This is a genomic window from Psychrobacter sp. 28M-43, from assembly GCF_014770435.1.
In the GTDB taxonomy this organism is placed as follows: Bacteria; Pseudomonadota; Gammaproteobacteria; order Pseudomonadales; family Moraxellaceae; genus Psychrobacter.
Genome location: NZ_CP061739.1, coordinates 2573725 through 2589002, shown reverse-complemented (window position 1 = coordinate 2589002; position 15278 = coordinate 2573725). Strand labels below are relative to the sequence as shown.

General features: G+C 44.2%; 14 protein-coding genes. 9 read left to right on the top strand and 5 right to left on the bottom strand.

The genetic code is table 11. The features are described 5' to 3' along the window. Positions 1–73 precede the first annotated feature (73 nt). Positions 74–514 (bottom strand): hypothetical protein, encoded by a 441-nt coding sequence (locus IEE84_RS10820; RefSeq protein WP_057761479.1) that lies wholly within the window; start codon positions 512–514, stop codon positions 74–76. 212 nt (positions 515–726) lie between these two features. Between IEE84_RS10820 and IEE84_RS10815 the strand changes: the two genes are divergently transcribed. The 4 genes from IEE84_RS10815 (at position 727) to IEE84_RS10800 (ending at position 3814) form a co-directional block, all read left to right on the top strand. After that, a complete protein-coding gene (locus tag IEE84_RS10815) occupies positions 727–1380 on the top strand; it encodes a UPF0149 family protein (RefSeq protein ID WP_191114175.1) in 654 nt (217 codons plus the stop codon). 48 nt (positions 1381–1428) lie between these two features. After that, the gene (argE, locus tag IEE84_RS10810) at positions 1429–2697 is read left to right on the top strand and encodes an acetylornithine deacetylase (protein ID WP_224737781.1); all 1269 of its coding nucleotides are present in this window, start codon (positions 1429–1431) and stop codon (positions 2695–2697) included. 169 nt (positions 2698–2866) lie between these two features. Further along, positions 2867–3595 (top strand): LysE family translocator, encoded by a 729-nt coding sequence (locus IEE84_RS10805; RefSeq protein ID WP_191114174.1) that lies wholly within the window; start codon positions 2867–2869, stop codon positions 3593–3595. A gap of 45 nt (positions 3596–3640) precedes the next feature. Then, positions 3641–3814 carry a hypothetical protein gene (locus IEE84_RS10800; RefSeq protein ID WP_191114173.1) on the top strand — a complete coding sequence of 58 codons (174 nt, stop codon included), beginning with the start codon at positions 3641–3643 and terminating at the stop codon, positions 3812–3814. Positions 3815–3915: 101 nt separating this feature from the next. On the opposite strand, the gene miaB is transcribed toward IEE84_RS10800, so the two are convergent. After that, positions 3916–5409, bottom strand: a complete 1494-nt coding sequence (gene miaB, locus IEE84_RS10795) for a tRNA (N6-isopentenyl adenosine(37)-C2)-methylthiotransferase MiaB (protein ID WP_191114172.1) — start codon at positions 5407–5409, stop codon at positions 3916–3918. A 347-nt stretch (positions 5410–5756) separates the two neighbouring features. Between miaB and IEE84_RS10790 the strand changes: the two genes are divergently transcribed. From IEE84_RS10790 to IEE84_RS10775, 4 genes are all read left to right on the top strand, one after another. Continuing rightward, positions 5757–7877 (top strand): lytic transglycosylase domain-containing protein, encoded by a 2121-nt coding sequence (locus IEE84_RS10790; RefSeq protein ID WP_191114171.1) that lies wholly within the window; start codon positions 5757–5759, stop codon positions 7875–7877. A gap of 495 nt (positions 7878–8372) precedes the next feature. Next, positions 8373–9053, top strand: coding sequence for a T2 family ribonuclease (locus IEE84_RS10785; RefSeq protein WP_224737780.1), 681 nt, complete (start codon positions 8373–8375; stop codon positions 9051–9053). A 370-nt stretch (positions 9054–9423) separates the two neighbouring features. Continuing rightward, positions 9424–10413, top strand: coding sequence for a malate dehydrogenase (locus tag IEE84_RS10780; RefSeq protein ID WP_191114170.1), 990 nt, complete (start codon positions 9424–9426; stop codon positions 10411–10413). A 282-nt stretch (positions 10414–10695) separates the two neighbouring features. Then, complete coding sequence (locus IEE84_RS10775; RefSeq protein WP_191114169.1) at positions 10696–10935, top strand: DUF2789 family protein; 240 nt, start codon at positions 10696–10698, stop codon at positions 10933–10935. A gap of 75 nt (positions 10936–11010) precedes the next feature. Here the strand turns inward: IEE84_RS10775 and ribF are convergent, their stop codons facing one another. Beyond that, on the bottom strand, positions 11011–12093 hold the full coding sequence (ribF, locus tag IEE84_RS10770) for a riboflavin biosynthesis protein RibF (RefSeq protein ID WP_191114168.1): 1083 nt from the start codon (positions 12091–12093) through the stop codon (positions 11011–11013). 125 nt (positions 12094–12218) lie between these two features. On the opposite strand from ribF, the gene IEE84_RS10765 reads away from it, so the two are divergent. Then, positions 12219–12929, top strand: coding sequence for a GNAT family N-acetyltransferase (locus tag IEE84_RS10765; protein ID WP_224737779.1), 711 nt, complete (start codon positions 12219–12221; stop codon positions 12927–12929). Positions 12930–12940: 11 nt separating this feature from the next. Here the strand turns inward: IEE84_RS10765 and IEE84_RS10760 are convergent, their stop codons facing one another. Then, positions 12941–13564, bottom strand: coding sequence for a hypothetical protein (locus IEE84_RS10760; RefSeq protein ID WP_191114167.1), 624 nt, complete (start codon positions 13562–13564; stop codon positions 12941–12943). Positions 13565–13693: 129 nt separating this feature from the next. Beyond that, positions 13694–15244 (bottom strand): murein biosynthesis integral membrane protein MurJ, encoded by a 1551-nt coding sequence (gene murJ, locus IEE84_RS10755; protein WP_057761456.1) that lies wholly within the window; start codon positions 15242–15244, stop codon positions 13694–13696. Between the last annotated feature and the right edge of the window lie 34 nt (positions 15245–15278).

Genomic DNA, 15278 nt, shown 5'->3' with positions numbered 1-15278 from the left:
GATATCAGATTTTACAAATAGCATTTGGCAGTTTAATAAGCAGTACGTCTTTGCTATATGCTACAAGAAAACGTTAGCCTTCTGCTTGATCGATACGGGTTAGGCGCTGTAATACGACTTGCGTACGCTCGGCTGCCAATTGGTTCTTCTTTTGCAGCTCACTGTTTTGTTGTTTGATATCGCTATACTGCTGCTTTAGCTCATTATTGTGTTGTTGCAGCTCGCTGTTTTGTTGTTGTAATTGGCTGATCTGTTTTTGCAGTTTGTCTTGTTCTTCACCGATCATATGGTGCGCTTCTGCAAGACTTTGATAGCGCTTATCAAGATCGTTCAGTTGTTTTTTGGCACCGTCACGTTCGTTATGACTGTTGTCTAATTTGGTTTTTAGTGCGGCAAATTCTTTTGAATCAGTAACAGGGTGTTGTTTTAAGCTGCTAAGTTCAGCACTGACAAGCTGATACTGTTTTTTAATGTCGAGTACCATTTTTTCTAATATTCTAAGTTGATCATACATAGTCAGTTTTTATCCTTAACAAGTAAGCGTGAATGAATTTTGTTCGCTGCATTTAATAATGCCATAGGTGACCGCATAATATCTATATCAACAAAGTAATTACAAGCATCAGGCTTTGTCTTTTTACTTTTATTTATCGATGATTTGTCTATGACATTTTATCGCGACTATTTTTATTTTATGAGCAGTAATCAATTACTAGGACATCTATTATGAATGATAATATCTCTGGCTGGAATACTTGGCTGACTGCGTTTGATGATTGGACGGACGTGTCTATCAGCGAAGTGCATGGCATGATGACAGGGCTTATGACGGCTTGTAATGCACCCGACGAAGCAACTTGGGCTAAGGTGTTTGAAGAGCTCAGCTTTGCCCCGCTACCAGAGCCTGCATTGACCTTGCTGACAGAAGAAGCGGAAGACATCGTTTTTCAGCTAAAAGACAAAGATGATGCCTACGCGTATATGCCGCTCATCCCAGATGATGAACATGATTTATACGAGCGCGTGATGGCGTTGAAACAGTGGGCAAACGGTTTTATGACGGGTTTCGGTATTACTGATTGTGGTTTGACCAGTGAAGAAAACGAGATGCTATCTGATTTGGCTAAGATTGGCGCAATTCGTCTCGAAGATGATGAAGATTTTGAAGGTGGCGAAGAGTCTTATCTTTATATCTATGAATTTGCTCGTATGGTACCAGTAAGCTTTGCCACGCGTAAACGTAAGGCTGTCAAAGATATCGCGCTCATCGCGGGTTTGTCTATCGATGCCAAAACAACCAAAGAGCTACAGGCAGAAGGCAAGCTACCAAAACCAATGCCGCCAGTGGTTGATGTGATGAATCATGACAATCCATCGTAAGTCAGCTCTGACACATCATAGTTCTGAAAATTGTAGTAAGGATATTTTATGATCCAAAATAACAGTAGTAATAGCGATAATGTTGATAGTAGCAGCGATGTCCAGCTGAAAAATGCTGAGCATCCTACTCAGAGTCTCGATTGGCTAACACGTCTCATCGCCTTTGATACGGTCAGTCGTCACTCTAATTTGGCTTTGATTAACGATGTAAAGTCGTACTGTGAACAGTTGGGCCTTACAGTTGATTTAACCTTTAATGAAGCTAAGACCAAAGCTAACTTGTTTGTGACTGTACCAGCTGGTGAAAACGCTGATATTATCAATAACGGTCTGATCTTATCAGGTCATACTGACGTTGTACCTGTCGATGGACAAGCGTGGTCTTCAGAGCCGTTTACCGCGACGATACGTGGTGATAAGCTATATGGACGCGGTGCGTGTGATATGAAGGGCTTTATCGCTTGTGCGCTAACGATATTGCCGCAAGCCGTGCAGTTGTCAAACAATGGTCAGCTACGTCGTCCGTTGCATTTGGCATTGTCGTTCGATGAAGAGGTTGGCTGTTTGGGTGCGCCATTGATTTTGGCAGACCTAAAAGCACGCGGTATCACGCCTGATTATTGTATCGTTGGTGAGCCGACTAACATGGCCATGGTAGTTGCACACAAAGGCATCGCGGTTTATCGTTGCCGTGTACATGGTAAGTCGGCGCATTCGTCACTGATTGCACAAGGTGTCAATGCGATTAGCTACGCCAGCAGATTGGTGGGCTATGTAGATACGCTTGCTGAAGAGCTGAGTGCTCGTGATGATAACGATGCATTATTTACAGTGCCTTATTCGACATTGTCAGTAGGTACCATACATGGTGGTACAGCGACCAATATCGTGCCCAACCTATGCGAGTTTACTTTTGACTATCGTAACCTGCCGCACATGACGCAAGACGATATACTAGCGCCCATTCAGGCAAAAGTCGCTGAGCTAAATGCCCAAATGCAAGCACGTGCGCCAGAGACTGGCATTGAGCTGATGCAAGAAGAAAGCGTCCCAGCAATGACAGATGACGATAGTGCTGAGTTGCAATCATTGATCGCTGCGCTGACAGGAGATGATGAGCGTCATAAAGTGGCTTACGCGACTGAAGGCGGTCAGTTTACCAATGCAGGCATCCCAACAATTATTTGTGGCCCTGGTAGTATTGAACAGGCGCACAAAGCGGATGAGTATGTAGAGCTTAGCGAAATTGAACGCTGTGATGCATTCTTAAAGAAGCTGTTAGATAGCTGTACGACTCAACCGTCCATGCAGTCATAATTATCCAGTAGTAGGCGCGTAGTTTCTTTAATAATTTTTGCGAGACCTTTTGATATATAGGTATAAGTGACACCGTCTTAATGGCGGTGTTTATTTTTTAGTCGCGTATTTAAGTCGTATAGCCGTTCGTATTAGAACCATTTACACATGACAAAGTAGGGGTGGGTTGATGTCTTGGCATCTGTTTGCAGTATTTTTCGCAAGTACGTTTTTTATCTCAGCGACCCCTGGTCCTAATATGCTGCTGGCATTCCAGTACGGCATGAACTATGGCGTCAAACGAACCTTATGGACGCTAGCAGGTCTGAGCCTTGGCTTGTTTGTATTACTGCTATCGACACTGCTTGGCTTGGACGTAATCAGTCGCCAGTCACCGTGGCTGTTGACGATCATCAAAGCCGTGGGCGCGGCATACTTAATCTATTTGGGTATCAGCTCTTGGCGCGATGCTGGCGACGGTAGCTTGATGAGTGATGCCAAAGAGTTGAGTGCCGAGGTAGCAGCAGACTATGCTGCCACTGACGGCGTACCCAGTACACCACAGCCGCGTTCGCTCTCTAGCGCTGCTACTAAAATAGCGCCGAGCAATACGACCTTGTTTCGTACTGGTGTTTGGGTGTCATTATCTAATCCGAAAGCTATCTTGTTCTTTGCGGCATTTTTTCCTAAATTTATCAATTTTAGTGCGCCACTATGGCCACAATATGTCCTATTGACCATTGGCTTGTTTTTGAGTGAAACGATTTGGCAAATCGTATATACACTAGGTGGCAAAAAGCTGGCAAGTTGGCTTGATGTTGGTAATCGTTTAGCTTGGCTCAATCGTGGTTGCGGGGTGATATTTATCCTTATTGCCGCTGCTTTATTGGCTGAAGTCATCAATAGTTTTATGATATAAGCGACTGTAAGGTAAGATGAAAATACTTTTAGAGAACGTCAAAATATGACAGGTACACAGCATTCGCTAGGTACAGTCAAGCCGCGCAACTATTTGGCTCTGGATCCACTACTCAGAAAGGGTGGCATCCATGAAAAAGAGGATATCGATATTGTCCGAAAAAAACGTCGCCGCGAGACCAAGCAGCAGTTACGGCAGACAGATTGGTTATCAGAATAGTGATAGTTAATATTCACCCACAAAAAAGCCGTTCGCTATGATAGTGAACGGCTTTTTTATTTTTACTCAAACTTATAACTTAACCATTGTTACCTTAACCACTAGGCCAATACTTCGATTAGCTCACCTTTTACCATGTGCGGGCTGACGAAATCGGTAATACGTACGCTCACAAGTTTACCCAACAGCTCATCCATTTTCTCAACATCATGAGGGAACATAACGGTACGGGTATTATCCGCCGTGCCGATTAAGCAGTCAGGATGGCGGTTGGCAACTTGCTCCACCAACACACGTGTCGTGGTGCCGACCATCTCATGCGTTTTCGCTAGCGTTGAGTCAATGATGACTTTTTGGAATTCTGCCAAGCGCTCTTTTTTAGTTTTGAAACTCACATCATCTGGCAACTCAGCGGCTGGCGTGCCTGGACGTTTAGAGTAGATAAAGCTGTAAGAGTGATCGAAGTTCAACTCTTTTGCCAAGTTTAAGGTATCTTGGAAGTCTTGATCGGTCTCACCAGGGAAGCCAATGATAAAGTCACTCGACAAGTGAATATCTGGACGAATGGCTTTTAGCTTATTAATCTGATTAATATAAACGTCAATCGTATGGTTACGTTTCATCGCTGCCAAGATAGCATTTGAGCCACTCTGAACCGGTAGATGTAAGTGCGATACTAGCTCTGGCAATTGGGCATATGCATCAATGATATCATCAGTGAACTCTAGCGGATGGCTGGTCGTATAGCGAATACGCTCGACACCATCGACATGCGAGACATAGTGCAACAGCTCAGCGAAACGGCAAATACTGCCATCGTCTTTTTCGCCGCGATAGCCGTTGACGTTTTGACCCAATAGGTTGATTTCACGGATACCTTGAGCGGCAAGGCTATCAATCTCAGCCAATACATCATCTAGTGGACGTGATAATTCTTCACCGCGCGTATAAGGCACCACGCAGAATGAGCAATACTTTGAGCAACCTTCCATGATAGAGACAAATGCTTTGTAGCCTTCTACTCTTGGCTCTGGCAAAAAGTCAAACTTCTCAATGCTAGGGAATGACACATCAATTGTGCCGATACGATTCTTAGGCGCGATTTCACGCTGTTCGTTTGATTGATCGTACAGCTCTGGCAGACGATGTAGTGTCTGTGGACCAAATACCATGTCGACATAAGGCGCACGCTTTTGAATATTATCGCCTTCTTGTGAGGCCACACAACCACCAACACCAATGACGAGATCAGGGCGTTTCTCTTTCAGTTTGCGCCAGCGACCCAATTCCGAAAAGACTTTTTCTTGCGCTTTTTCGCGAATAGAGCAGGTGTTCATCAGCAGTACATCGGCCTCATCGATGTCATGAGTGACTTCCATACCATGCGAGTCACCCAATACATCTAGCATTTTGCCAGAATCATAGACATTCATCTGACAGCCTTGGGTCGTGACAAAGACCTTTTTTGTCGCTGCTTTTTCGACGGGCGCTTGGGCTGAACTTGCTTCTTTGAGTGCAGTGACAGCACGTGCGGTGACAGTCGTCTCAGCAACAGCATCGTCATCGATGCGGGGATTGAATACAGTAACACTCATAAGGATAAGTCCATGATTGACCAAAAATATAGCGGAGTAGCCGATTAACAGGTGGCGTATTTTATCACAACCCTGTGCCAATGTGAAAAATTAGCACGAGCGATGAGGTATCAATATGATAAATAATTCATAGCAGTATCAATTATTTACTGGCGTTCATATTACTATTCATAAAAACTGCGGCTCGTTATCACTTCTATGTTACACCGTGCTGTCCTATTTATTAACAAAAGGTAAAGGAGATAGTTGAAAGCACAATGAGTATAGTATGATGATTGCTATACCCTTGGCGGTACTTAGCGAACCGTTATTCACATATTTGTAGAGATATCATAAAGAGAGTCAGTATGACAAAGTTGCGTGTTGCGCATAGCATCAAGGATGAAGAGTCTATCAGTCAAAAACACGCGTCAAAGCGAATCACAGTAGGTACGCTACGGTTGAGCGCGTTGAGCGTGGCAACAGCGGTAAGTGCACTTGGTGTGTCACAAGTCGCTTGTGCCGAGTTGACGTGGGGCGATGAGGAAAGCTACCAACAAGAAAGTAACTATCAACAAGACAGCAGTATCGACTCATTTATGGCAGCCGCTATCGCTGCCGATCGCGGTGATGTGAGTGCGCTCTATAACTATGAGCAAGTCATGAGCGGTGGCTTGTTTGCGATGTATCCGACCTATTGGCGCATGAATTTAGATCTTAATTCACAGAGTTCAGCAGCTGTTTCACAGTTTGTGCGTCAGTATCCAGATACGGTTATGGCTGAGAAATTAGTGGCTGATTTTGCGGAGACCAAAGCAGGATCGAATGATTATGCCTCAGTTAGACAGGTAGCCAATTTGATTACCAATGCGGATGCCAGTGAGCGCTGTGCGGTTGCGCTTGGGTTTAATAATGGTGGTGACACCATGCGTGCCATGGCAGCCAAATCTGATGTTTGGCTGACCACCAAAAAGCAACCAGCATTGTGCGATCAGCTAGCGATGGAGATGAACAATAACGCGCTAATTAGTAATCAAGATCGTGCGGCTCGTCTTAAGCGTATGCTACGTAAAGGCAAGACAGGCGATATTATGGCATTGTCATCGCGTCTTGGTACGCCAATTGCTTATTCGGCGCTCAGTGAAATTCAGCTAAATCCGTCTTCTTTCTTTAGCCGTTTTGGTCGTGAACCTGCTAGCCAAACCAATCAATACCTATATATGTATGCAATCGGCCGTATGGCTGACAAGTCTTATCGTGAGGCGGCGCTACAGTTAGACTTTGATATCAAACAAGACAATCAGCGCGCTGTCAAATTGTTGAATGACGAAACGCGACGCTATGCTTATCGTACGCTTGGCGTACAGCGTATGAATCACAACACTGATGATGGCTTTAACGCTGAAGCAGTGGATTGGTTCCGCAACAGTTTGGACAATGACTTTAATTTTGAAGAAGCAGAAGACTACGCTATGGCGGCGATTCGCTTCGGTCGTTGGGATGATGTGGTAGAAGCTATCTCAAAAATGGACGGCGAAACCCAAAAAGAAGCCCAGTGGCAGTATTGGCTTGCTCGTGCGTATGAGCAGTCAAGCGATAGTAGTAAGCGCAATACGTCCAAAAAAATGTATCAGAACTTAGCAAAGAGCAATGACTATTATGGCTTAATGGCAAAAGATAAAATAGGGCAGCGTTTTGATGCTAGCCGCCTAGGCGGTAGTAATTTGCCTAATGTCAGTACCGCTGATCGCGCGCGCGTCATGCAAGATGCCAACTTTGCTCGTGCGTTTGCGTTGTATAACTCTGAAGCTAGTCGTGCTTATGCCAACCGCGAGTGGAACTGGGCGGTGAAGCAAGCTCGTGATAATCGTGATGACAATTTGATTATTGCCGCTGCTCGTCAAGCCTATGATATGGGTTGGCTCGATCGAGCGATTTATGCCGTTGATAATACTGATAGAGTGGATAGTCTCGCACTCTCGCATCCGATGCCGCATCAAAGCGCAGTTGTGCGTTATAGTGAGTCAGCAGGTATTGATCCAGCATGGGCGTACGGTATCATGCGTCAAGAAAGCCGTTTCGTATCTTCTGCGCGCTCAAACGTAGGCGCGAGTGGATTAATGCAAGTCATGCCTGATACCGCAAAATATATCGCTCGCAACCTAGGCGAGACGTATAGTGCGAGCCGTGCCAACAGTGGTGATACCAATATCCGCTATGGTACGTGGTATATGGGTGATATCTTGGGCAAACTCAATTATCAGCCAGTACTGGCAACCGCAGGCTATAACGCTGGTCCTAATAACGCCAAACGCTGGCAGCCAGTTTATGGTTCACTGGCCGCAGATCAATATGTAGAGTCGATTGCATTTCCTGAGACACGTAACTATGTCAAACACGTAATGGAAAACGCCACTATTTATAGCAGTCTGTTGGGTCGTGGTCAGCCGATTACTCAGCGTATGGGTACGGTGCCAGCTGGATTTTGATCACTGAACTTGCATTTGATAAACCACTAATGATTCATTGTTAGTGGTTTATTTTTATCTGCTAATTTGCTTTGCTAATTGTCAATTGATCAACTCTGATTTGCCAAAGTAGCATTCATTTGGCTAAGGTAAATTTCACAGTCTTTATCCTTCAGTACTTTATCAACATTTATCGAGATTCCTGACGATGTCGTCAACGTTTACGTTTTTGCTATAGATTAAAAAAAACGTTTTGTTACCATTGCCTTAATGGGAAACCCTATTTTTCAGTCTTGTTCTTAGGTCAATGCGTGTTTTATGTATCGCGTCTAATGATTTAAGTTATAGCCTATGTCTTATCATTGCTAACTAACTGCCTTCAGTCCTATGATCAAAAAATATTTTAGTCAGTCTACGTCGCCAAAAACCAAATATTCGTTATCTAATCGGATATGCTCTCTATCGAAGGCAAATACAAAGACAGATACAAACCTGAGCAACAAGGCTGCTAATTCTATGGTGCAATTGCGTGCAGGGTTGGCTAGTAAACACAGTTTAGGTAGTATTAAAGCAACGATGAGCTTCGGCGCTTTACTGCTTATACAAGGTGTTGTACTGCTGCCAGTACAGGCGGCTAACACGGTTAAGACTGGTCAGCGCGTATTGATGATTGAGATGACCCCAGCATTGTGTAATATGCAGCCGACGCGGGCACGTATGCGCCAGTGTTTAGAAGGGTATTCGTTGACTGTATCTGGTCTGGATATGGGATATGGCGAGCGCTGCGGTCGTGGTAGTGAGCCACGCCTTACCCCGCTGCAACTAAAAGTCGTTAACCGCATCATGCCTGACACAACGGTACGTAGCCAAACGTGGCAACGTTATGGAGCTTGTAGTCCGCTTAGCGCCAGCAGTTACTTCCGCCAGATTACCAATTATGCAGGTGGATTAAAATTACCGAACGAGTTAAATACGGGTAATAGTTATACTGTTTCCAAATCACGATTTATCAGTCAAATGACCCGTCTCAATAGTGGTATGTCTTCCAATAGTGTGGACCTCATCTGTCAAGAAGGCAGCCGTCGCCAATCGATACTCACTGATATACACGTATGTTATGAAGGTAGTGACTTTGGCACTTGTCATGACGTTGTAGATAGTTGTGGCAGTAAATTTATCATTTCAGGTGGACGATAGCCTTTGCTTGTTTACCTGCTCAAACTTCTTTTTTGATACCGTTTTCCATTTCACTTAGCCGAATTTAATGGTGCAAATTGCCTATTTTGACCATTATATCTACGTATAGCATAGTGAAAATATGCTTTAGTTATCATGTACCAAAGCCCTCTAGCGCTTTATCCGTAAGCGCTTAGCCTCTATAGAACTCCTCTCGTATAAAATGTAACAATATAATCCCTGATGGGTCTATGACTGTATCTAGACGGTCACTGCGATGAAGTGCTACACTAGCTCTCGGTTTATACATGCTGCTATGCGGCAAACAAGTCGATATCTAAAATGATAATCGTTCATTAGAATTATCTAATAATTAATTAGGGAGTATTCAATGTCAATGAAACAGCCTTTACGTGTTGCCGTCACTGGTGCCGCTGGTAATATCAGCTACGCGATGCTATTTCGTATTGCATCTGGCGAGATGCTAGGTAAAGATCAGCCGATTATTTTGCAATTACTTGAAATTACGCCAGCTCTTGACGCCCTAAAGGGTGTGGTCATGGAACTAGAAGACTGTGCATTCCCATTGTTGGCTGGTATCGTCCAAACTGACGATGCTAATGTCGCATTCAAAGATATCGATTATGCTTTACTGGTTGGTGCACGTCCTCGTGGCCCAGGCATGGAGCGTAAAGATTTGCTAGAAGCCAACGCTGCGATTTTCTCAGCGCAAGGTAAAGCATTGAACGAAGTCGCTAGCCGTGATGTAAAAGTATTGGTAGTCGGTAACCCTGCCAACACGAACGCACTTATCGCTCAGCGCAATGCACCAGATCTTGATCCACGCAACTTCACTGCAATGACGCGTCTAGACCATAACCGTGCTATGGCACAGTTGGCTGGCAAGACTGACAGTACTGTAAATGACGTGAAAAAAATGATCATCTGGGGCAACCATTCGTCAACTCAGTATCCAGATCTAACCGCTTGTACGGTAAACGGCAAGCCTGCGCTAGATTTAGTTGATCGCGAATGGTACGAAGCGACTTATATCCCAGAAGTACAACAGCGCGGTGCTGCGATCATTAAAGCTCGCGGTGCATCATCTGCGGCTTCTGCTGCCAACGCTGCTATCGCACACATGCGTACGTGGGCGCTAGGTACTGATGAGAACGATTGGGTATCTATGGGCGTTTACTCAAACGGCGAATACGGTATTGCTGAAGGTTTGATCTACTCATTCCCATGCACATGCACTAACGGCGACTGGTCTATTGTAGACGGCGTTGATGTATCATCAGATTTCTCGAAAGAGAAAATGGCTGCCACTGAGCAAGAGCTTAGTGAAGAGCGTGATGCAGTAGCACACTTACTACCGTAAATCTAAGCTGCTATTCAGTAAGCTATGATTTAAGTAGTATAAAAAAGCCCTCTGAAATATGAGGGCTTTTTTTATGTCTATAAGAAATAGGCAAATGAGAGCAATTTAGCTTACTGTCTTAAATGGATAAAAGCAGTTTACCGTTAATACAATTGATAACGTTAGATAAACGTTGATTAACAGCTATTAAACTAAAGCTTGCTACAATGAATGTGTCAATTTGAATAATAAGCACATTAAACTATAAGTACGATCCTATTCGTACCATTTAAGGAGAAAGTTATGTTGGGTGAACCAGAATACAGTATGAATGAATTATTTGCTCAGTTAGGTCTAGACAGCTCTAATGAAGCAATTGATGATTTTATCGCAGCAAACCAATTAGCTAGCGAAGAAAAACTAACAGAGGCTAGCATTTGGACAGACAATCAGCGTATGTTCCTGCAAGAAGAATGGCAAAAAGATGCCGCATGGGTAGAGACCATCGATGAGCTAAATGTCCGTTTGCATCCTGACGCATAAAGATTTATAGACATAAAAAACCCCGCGATAGTCTTAATATCGCGGGGTTTTTTATGTCTGGAGTAACACTAAACATCAAATTTGCTTGTCGCGCCACTCAAGTAAGTCTGCAACGTCTTGATGAATACCAGATTTTAATGCTTCTAATCCATCATAGCGACGCTCACCATGCAAAAAGTGTAGGAAACGTACGTGTAAGTTCAGTCCGTATAAATCAGCTTGCAACTGTGGAAAGTGGACTTCTAGTCGCCAGTCATCACCTTTATCAACAGAAGGTCTTTTGCCAATATTAGCCGTGCCGAACAAACTATGCGGACGCAATCCGGCAACACCTGTATGACCATCGGTGGCAAGCGCAGTCAAACCATTAGCGATCACATTACCATTGTCATCTAAGCTCACCACATCGACTGCAAAAATACCATGTAAGGCAGGTTTTATTCGTTGCAAATCGATATTTGCGGTAGGGAAGTCTATCGTTCGACCTATTTGGTCGCCACGCACAACCACTCCAGTGATTGCATAGTCACGACCAAGTAACCGGTTGGCTGCTTGAATATCACCTGCCAATAGTAAATCACGAACACGAGTAGAGCTGATACGGGCAGCGTCGTTATCGGTCGTATCAATACTGTCGCTATCAACAATGTCGCTATCAGTACTACTATCAGTGACCGTATGCAGGTTGGTCACATCCAAACCATAGCCACGCAAAAACTGACTGTCGCCAGTACGATCATGGCCAAAGCGAAAGTCATCACCTAGCACTAATGCTTTGACGTTCAAACGCTTGGCTAATATATCGGCAAACGCTTGTGCTGATAGCGAGCGAAATTCTGTATCAAAACCTGCTACGATCAATGTTTCAACACCATATTCTGCTAGCAGTGCTTGCTTCTCTGCCAGATTGGTCAGGCGCGCAGGCGCTTTAGCAGGTGCAAAAAACTCACGTGGCTGCGGCTCAAATATCATGACCGCCGCACCCAAATTTTGGGTATGTGCAATCTCACGAACTTGGGCTAGCATGGCTTGGTGACCAAGGTGCACACCGTCAAAATTGCCGATAGTTAGCACGCAAGATGCCAACTCTACTGGGACAGTGTCCGTAGATGAGATGTGTGGCGACGAAATCAGTTGCTCAAGAAAATAGGTTTTCATAAGTTTTCAGCTATGATGAGACCAAATAAAAAACGAAAAAACACATCTATGCTTAAAATTGATGTGTCTAAAACCAGCCATTATAAAGTAAAATAGCCACACTAACATCCTATAGTCTACGTGTAATGCAACTATGGCGCATAGGGTGGCTATTCTTTATTGCCAATGATGCTAATACCAATCCTAACAACAATCTCGACAACGATGGAGATCTTATGTCTGCTGCTGCCTTAAATACTATACCAACCGAACTATCGACATATCAGCTCACCGATCAGTTCGTTGTGCAGCGTGCAAGTAAAGAAGATTTAGCAGAAGTCTTAGCCATTTATAATCAAAGCATACCGGGCAAACAAGCAACAGCCAATCTTGCATTGGTTACGCTAGAAGAGCGTGCCACTTGGTTTGAAGAGCATTTGGATAGCGCAACTAGACCGATATATGTGGTCAAGGCATTACCATCAGATGACATAGATCAAACAAAGGCACCGATAGTCGCATGGGGCAGTTTTAGTGATTTGTACGCACGTACGGCTTATCATATCAGTACTGAGATTAGCATTTATCTAAATCAAGATTATCAAGGCAAAGGATTAGGCAGTTTGCTAACCCGTTGGATGTTGACGCAAGCACCAAGTCTAGGTATTCGAAATATCATCGCTCTTGTCTTTGCTCATAACCATCCAAGCTTAGGATTATTTCGTAAGCTTGGCTTTGAACAATGGGGCTATATGCCCGAAGTTTGCGATATGGAAGGGTTCATCGCTGATGTTGTGATGCTTGGTAAATCAGTGACATCAGACGATATCTCAGATAAAGCGCCTGAAATGATTTAAATCAATATGCTCTAACCCAAAATCTTCCATTGACCTTTTATCTTCTGTAGCTGGTAGGTCAGTGGTGCAGGTTCGCTCTGTCCTTTTAGCATCAGCTCGCCAGTGATGGTGGCACGAGTTTTGTCATCGTTGTATTTGGTATCGGTAATCGTAACGCCATCCACCGTTTGCTGAAACGCAGACTGGGTATTGGCAAGCTCTTCTTCGAAGTTTGCCATATCAACTTGGTAATATGACGCCGCATCCTTCACGTCACCATAATATAAGCTGTTTAGTGCTTGCTTGACAGTATCCTCTGGCGTACCGGTTTGAGTTGGATTGGTTACTAGGCTTTTCTGTTTGGTCACATCAGTGACTGGATTAATATTATCACTATCAATCGCTGTCTTATCTTCAGCGCTATCTGCAATTTCACCTGCTTCGCTACCACTGTCATCGGTCATCGTTTGGTAAGTCGTATCATTATCCAATGAAGCGTCTTCTGAGGTATCAACGGTCGCTGCCACATCTTCATTCTCGGTAGCAGTTTCAGCCGGCTCATTGTTACTACAGCCGCTAATAAGTAATCCAGTGCTTAGTACACCAGTTGCTAGCAAAATTGGTAAGCGCTGGAAGATTGGCTGTTTCGTTGTCATATCAAACCTCAAATGTCATGTATTCATTAGTGATCTATTATGACAATTATCAGCAGCGAGCATTGTCATTTCTCATAACAGGCTTGTTTTGGTTTCGTAAGCCCGTCATGGATTTACTTTTACTTTATCCTAACCGTGCTTTAGCTGACGCGGACGGAAACCAGTTGCTAGCAATACTACACCGTAAACCAGCGCTCCGACGGCACACATAATAATCAGCGCGACGATACGTTGCCACTGAGCCTGATCGGTAGGAAAGTAAGGCAGCATAAAATAAAGCACGCCAATCATAGAGCCAGTCGAGATAGCAAACTGCGTAAACAGCTTTTTCCAATGCGGACCGAAACGGAAAATATCACGCTTGTGCAAGAAGTAATATAGCAAGCCTGCATTTACAAAAGCAGCGCCAGTCGTAGCCAATGCCAGACCACCATGTAACGGTATCTCTAAGAAATAGAATATCCCGATAAAAATAACACTAAAGATCATATTGGCGATGACAGAGATGATGCCGATTTTAACAGGGGTTCTGGTGTCTTGACGCGCAAAGAATGCAGGGGCAAAAATCTTAATAAGCATAAATCCTAAGATACCGCCTGCCATACTACGTAGGGCCAGTGAGCTCATTTGGGCATCACGTAAGGTAAACTCACCACGTAAAAACAGCGCTTGCATCAATACATCTGCCAGTACAAATAAGGCAGCTGAGGCAGGCACACCGACCAAGATGATAAGACGTGCTGCCCAGTCGATGGTTTTTTTGAAACTGACGTCGTCCTTTTGAGCTTCACTTTTTGATAGGCTTGGTAATATGACGGTACCAATCGCTACGCCAATCAGACCTAATGGTAGCTCGCTCATACGTTCAGCTGCATAGAGCCAAGAGACGGAACCGCCAATCATTAATGAGGCAAAGATAGTGTTCAATAGTAAATTTATCTGAGTGACAGAGACACCAAAGATAGCAGGTAACATCAGTTTCAAAATTCGACGAACACCTTCGTGCTGGAAGTCAATCTTTGGCGCGACAAGCAGCTTTTGTTGCCAAAGCTGCGGCAGTTGAATCAAAAACTGTAGCAAACCTGCGATAGCAACGGCATAGCCAAGCGCCATAATGGGTGTATCAAACATCGGCGCAAAAATCAGTGCGCCACCAATCATACATAGGTTCAATAACACGGGCGCAAAGGCGGGCGCGGCGAAACGACCGTAGCTCTGTAGAATACCACTCGCAAAAGCTGTCATAGAGATGAATAGCAAATACGGAAAGGTAAGACGCAATAACTCAGCGGTAATGGCAAATTTGTTGGGTTGATCGGCAAACCCAGGGGCAAACAATGTCACCACCCAAGGTGCGATTAAGATGACCACCACCGTAAGCATCGATAACACTAGCAATAATGCGCCCGAGGTGCGACTGACCAAAATCTGCACTTGTTGCAAGCTGTACTTTTCTTTGTATTCGGACAGTACTGGCACGAAAGCTTGGCTAAACGCACCTTCTGCAAACAGTCGTCGTAAGAAGTTTGGGATTTTGAAGGCGACCAAAAAGGCATCCATCAAACCACCTGCACCAAAAACCCCTAGCAATACAACATCACGTACCAAACCTAAAATACGCGATAACATGGTCATACTGCTGACCACCATGGTTGAACGAAATAACCGACTTTTTGCCATGAGAACCTATCTTGCTAAGTTGTATATTGAGTTA

What these genes read in the sequence shown, in the direction of transcription:
- murJ (WP_057761456.1), bottom strand. Translation starts at nt 15,244, where the DNA reads ATGGCAAAAAGTCGGTTATTTCGTTCAACCATGGTGGTCAGCAGTATG.
- IEE84_RS10800 (WP_191114173.1), top strand. Translation starts at nt 3,641, where the DNA reads ATGACAGGTACACAGCATTCGCTAGGTACAGTCAAGCCGCGCAACTAT.
- ribF (WP_191114168.1), bottom strand. Translation starts at nt 12,093, where the DNA reads ATGAAAACCTATTTTCTTGAGCAACTGATTTCGTCGCCACACATCTCA.
- argE (WP_224737781.1), top strand. Translation starts at nt 1,429, where the DNA reads ATGATCCAAAATAACAGTAGTAATAGCGATAATGTTGATAGTAGCAGC.
- IEE84_RS10780 (WP_191114170.1), top strand. Translation starts at nt 9,424, where the DNA reads ATGTCAATGAAACAGCCTTTACGTGTTGCCGTCACTGGTGCCGCTGGT.
- IEE84_RS10785 (WP_224737780.1), top strand. Translation starts at nt 8,373, where the DNA reads ATGGTGCAATTGCGTGCAGGGTTGGCTAGTAAACACAGTTTAGGTAGT.
- miaB (WP_191114172.1), bottom strand. Translation starts at nt 5,409, where the DNA reads ATGAGTGTTACTGTATTCAATCCCCGCATCGATGACGATGCTGTTGCT.
- IEE84_RS10775 (WP_191114169.1), top strand. Translation starts at nt 10,696, where the DNA reads ATGTTGGGTGAACCAGAATACAGTATGAATGAATTATTTGCTCAGTTA.
- IEE84_RS10760 (WP_191114167.1), bottom strand. Translation starts at nt 13,564, where the DNA reads ATGACAACGAAACAGCCAATCTTCCAGCGCTTACCAATTTTGCTAGCA.
- IEE84_RS10820 (WP_057761479.1), bottom strand. Translation starts at nt 514, where the DNA reads ATGTATGATCAACTTAGAATATTAGAAAAAATGGTACTCGACATTAAA.
- IEE84_RS10815 (WP_191114175.1), top strand. Translation starts at nt 727, where the DNA reads ATGAATGATAATATCTCTGGCTGGAATACTTGGCTGACTGCGTTTGAT.
- IEE84_RS10805 (WP_191114174.1), top strand. Translation starts at nt 2,867, where the DNA reads ATGTCTTGGCATCTGTTTGCAGTATTTTTCGCAAGTACGTTTTTTATC.
- IEE84_RS10790 (WP_191114171.1), top strand. Translation starts at nt 5,757, where the DNA reads ATGACAAAGTTGCGTGTTGCGCATAGCATCAAGGATGAAGAGTCTATC.
- IEE84_RS10765 (WP_224737779.1), top strand. Translation starts at nt 12,219, where the DNA reads ATGCAACTATGGCGCATAGGGTGGCTATTCTTTATTGCCAATGATGCT.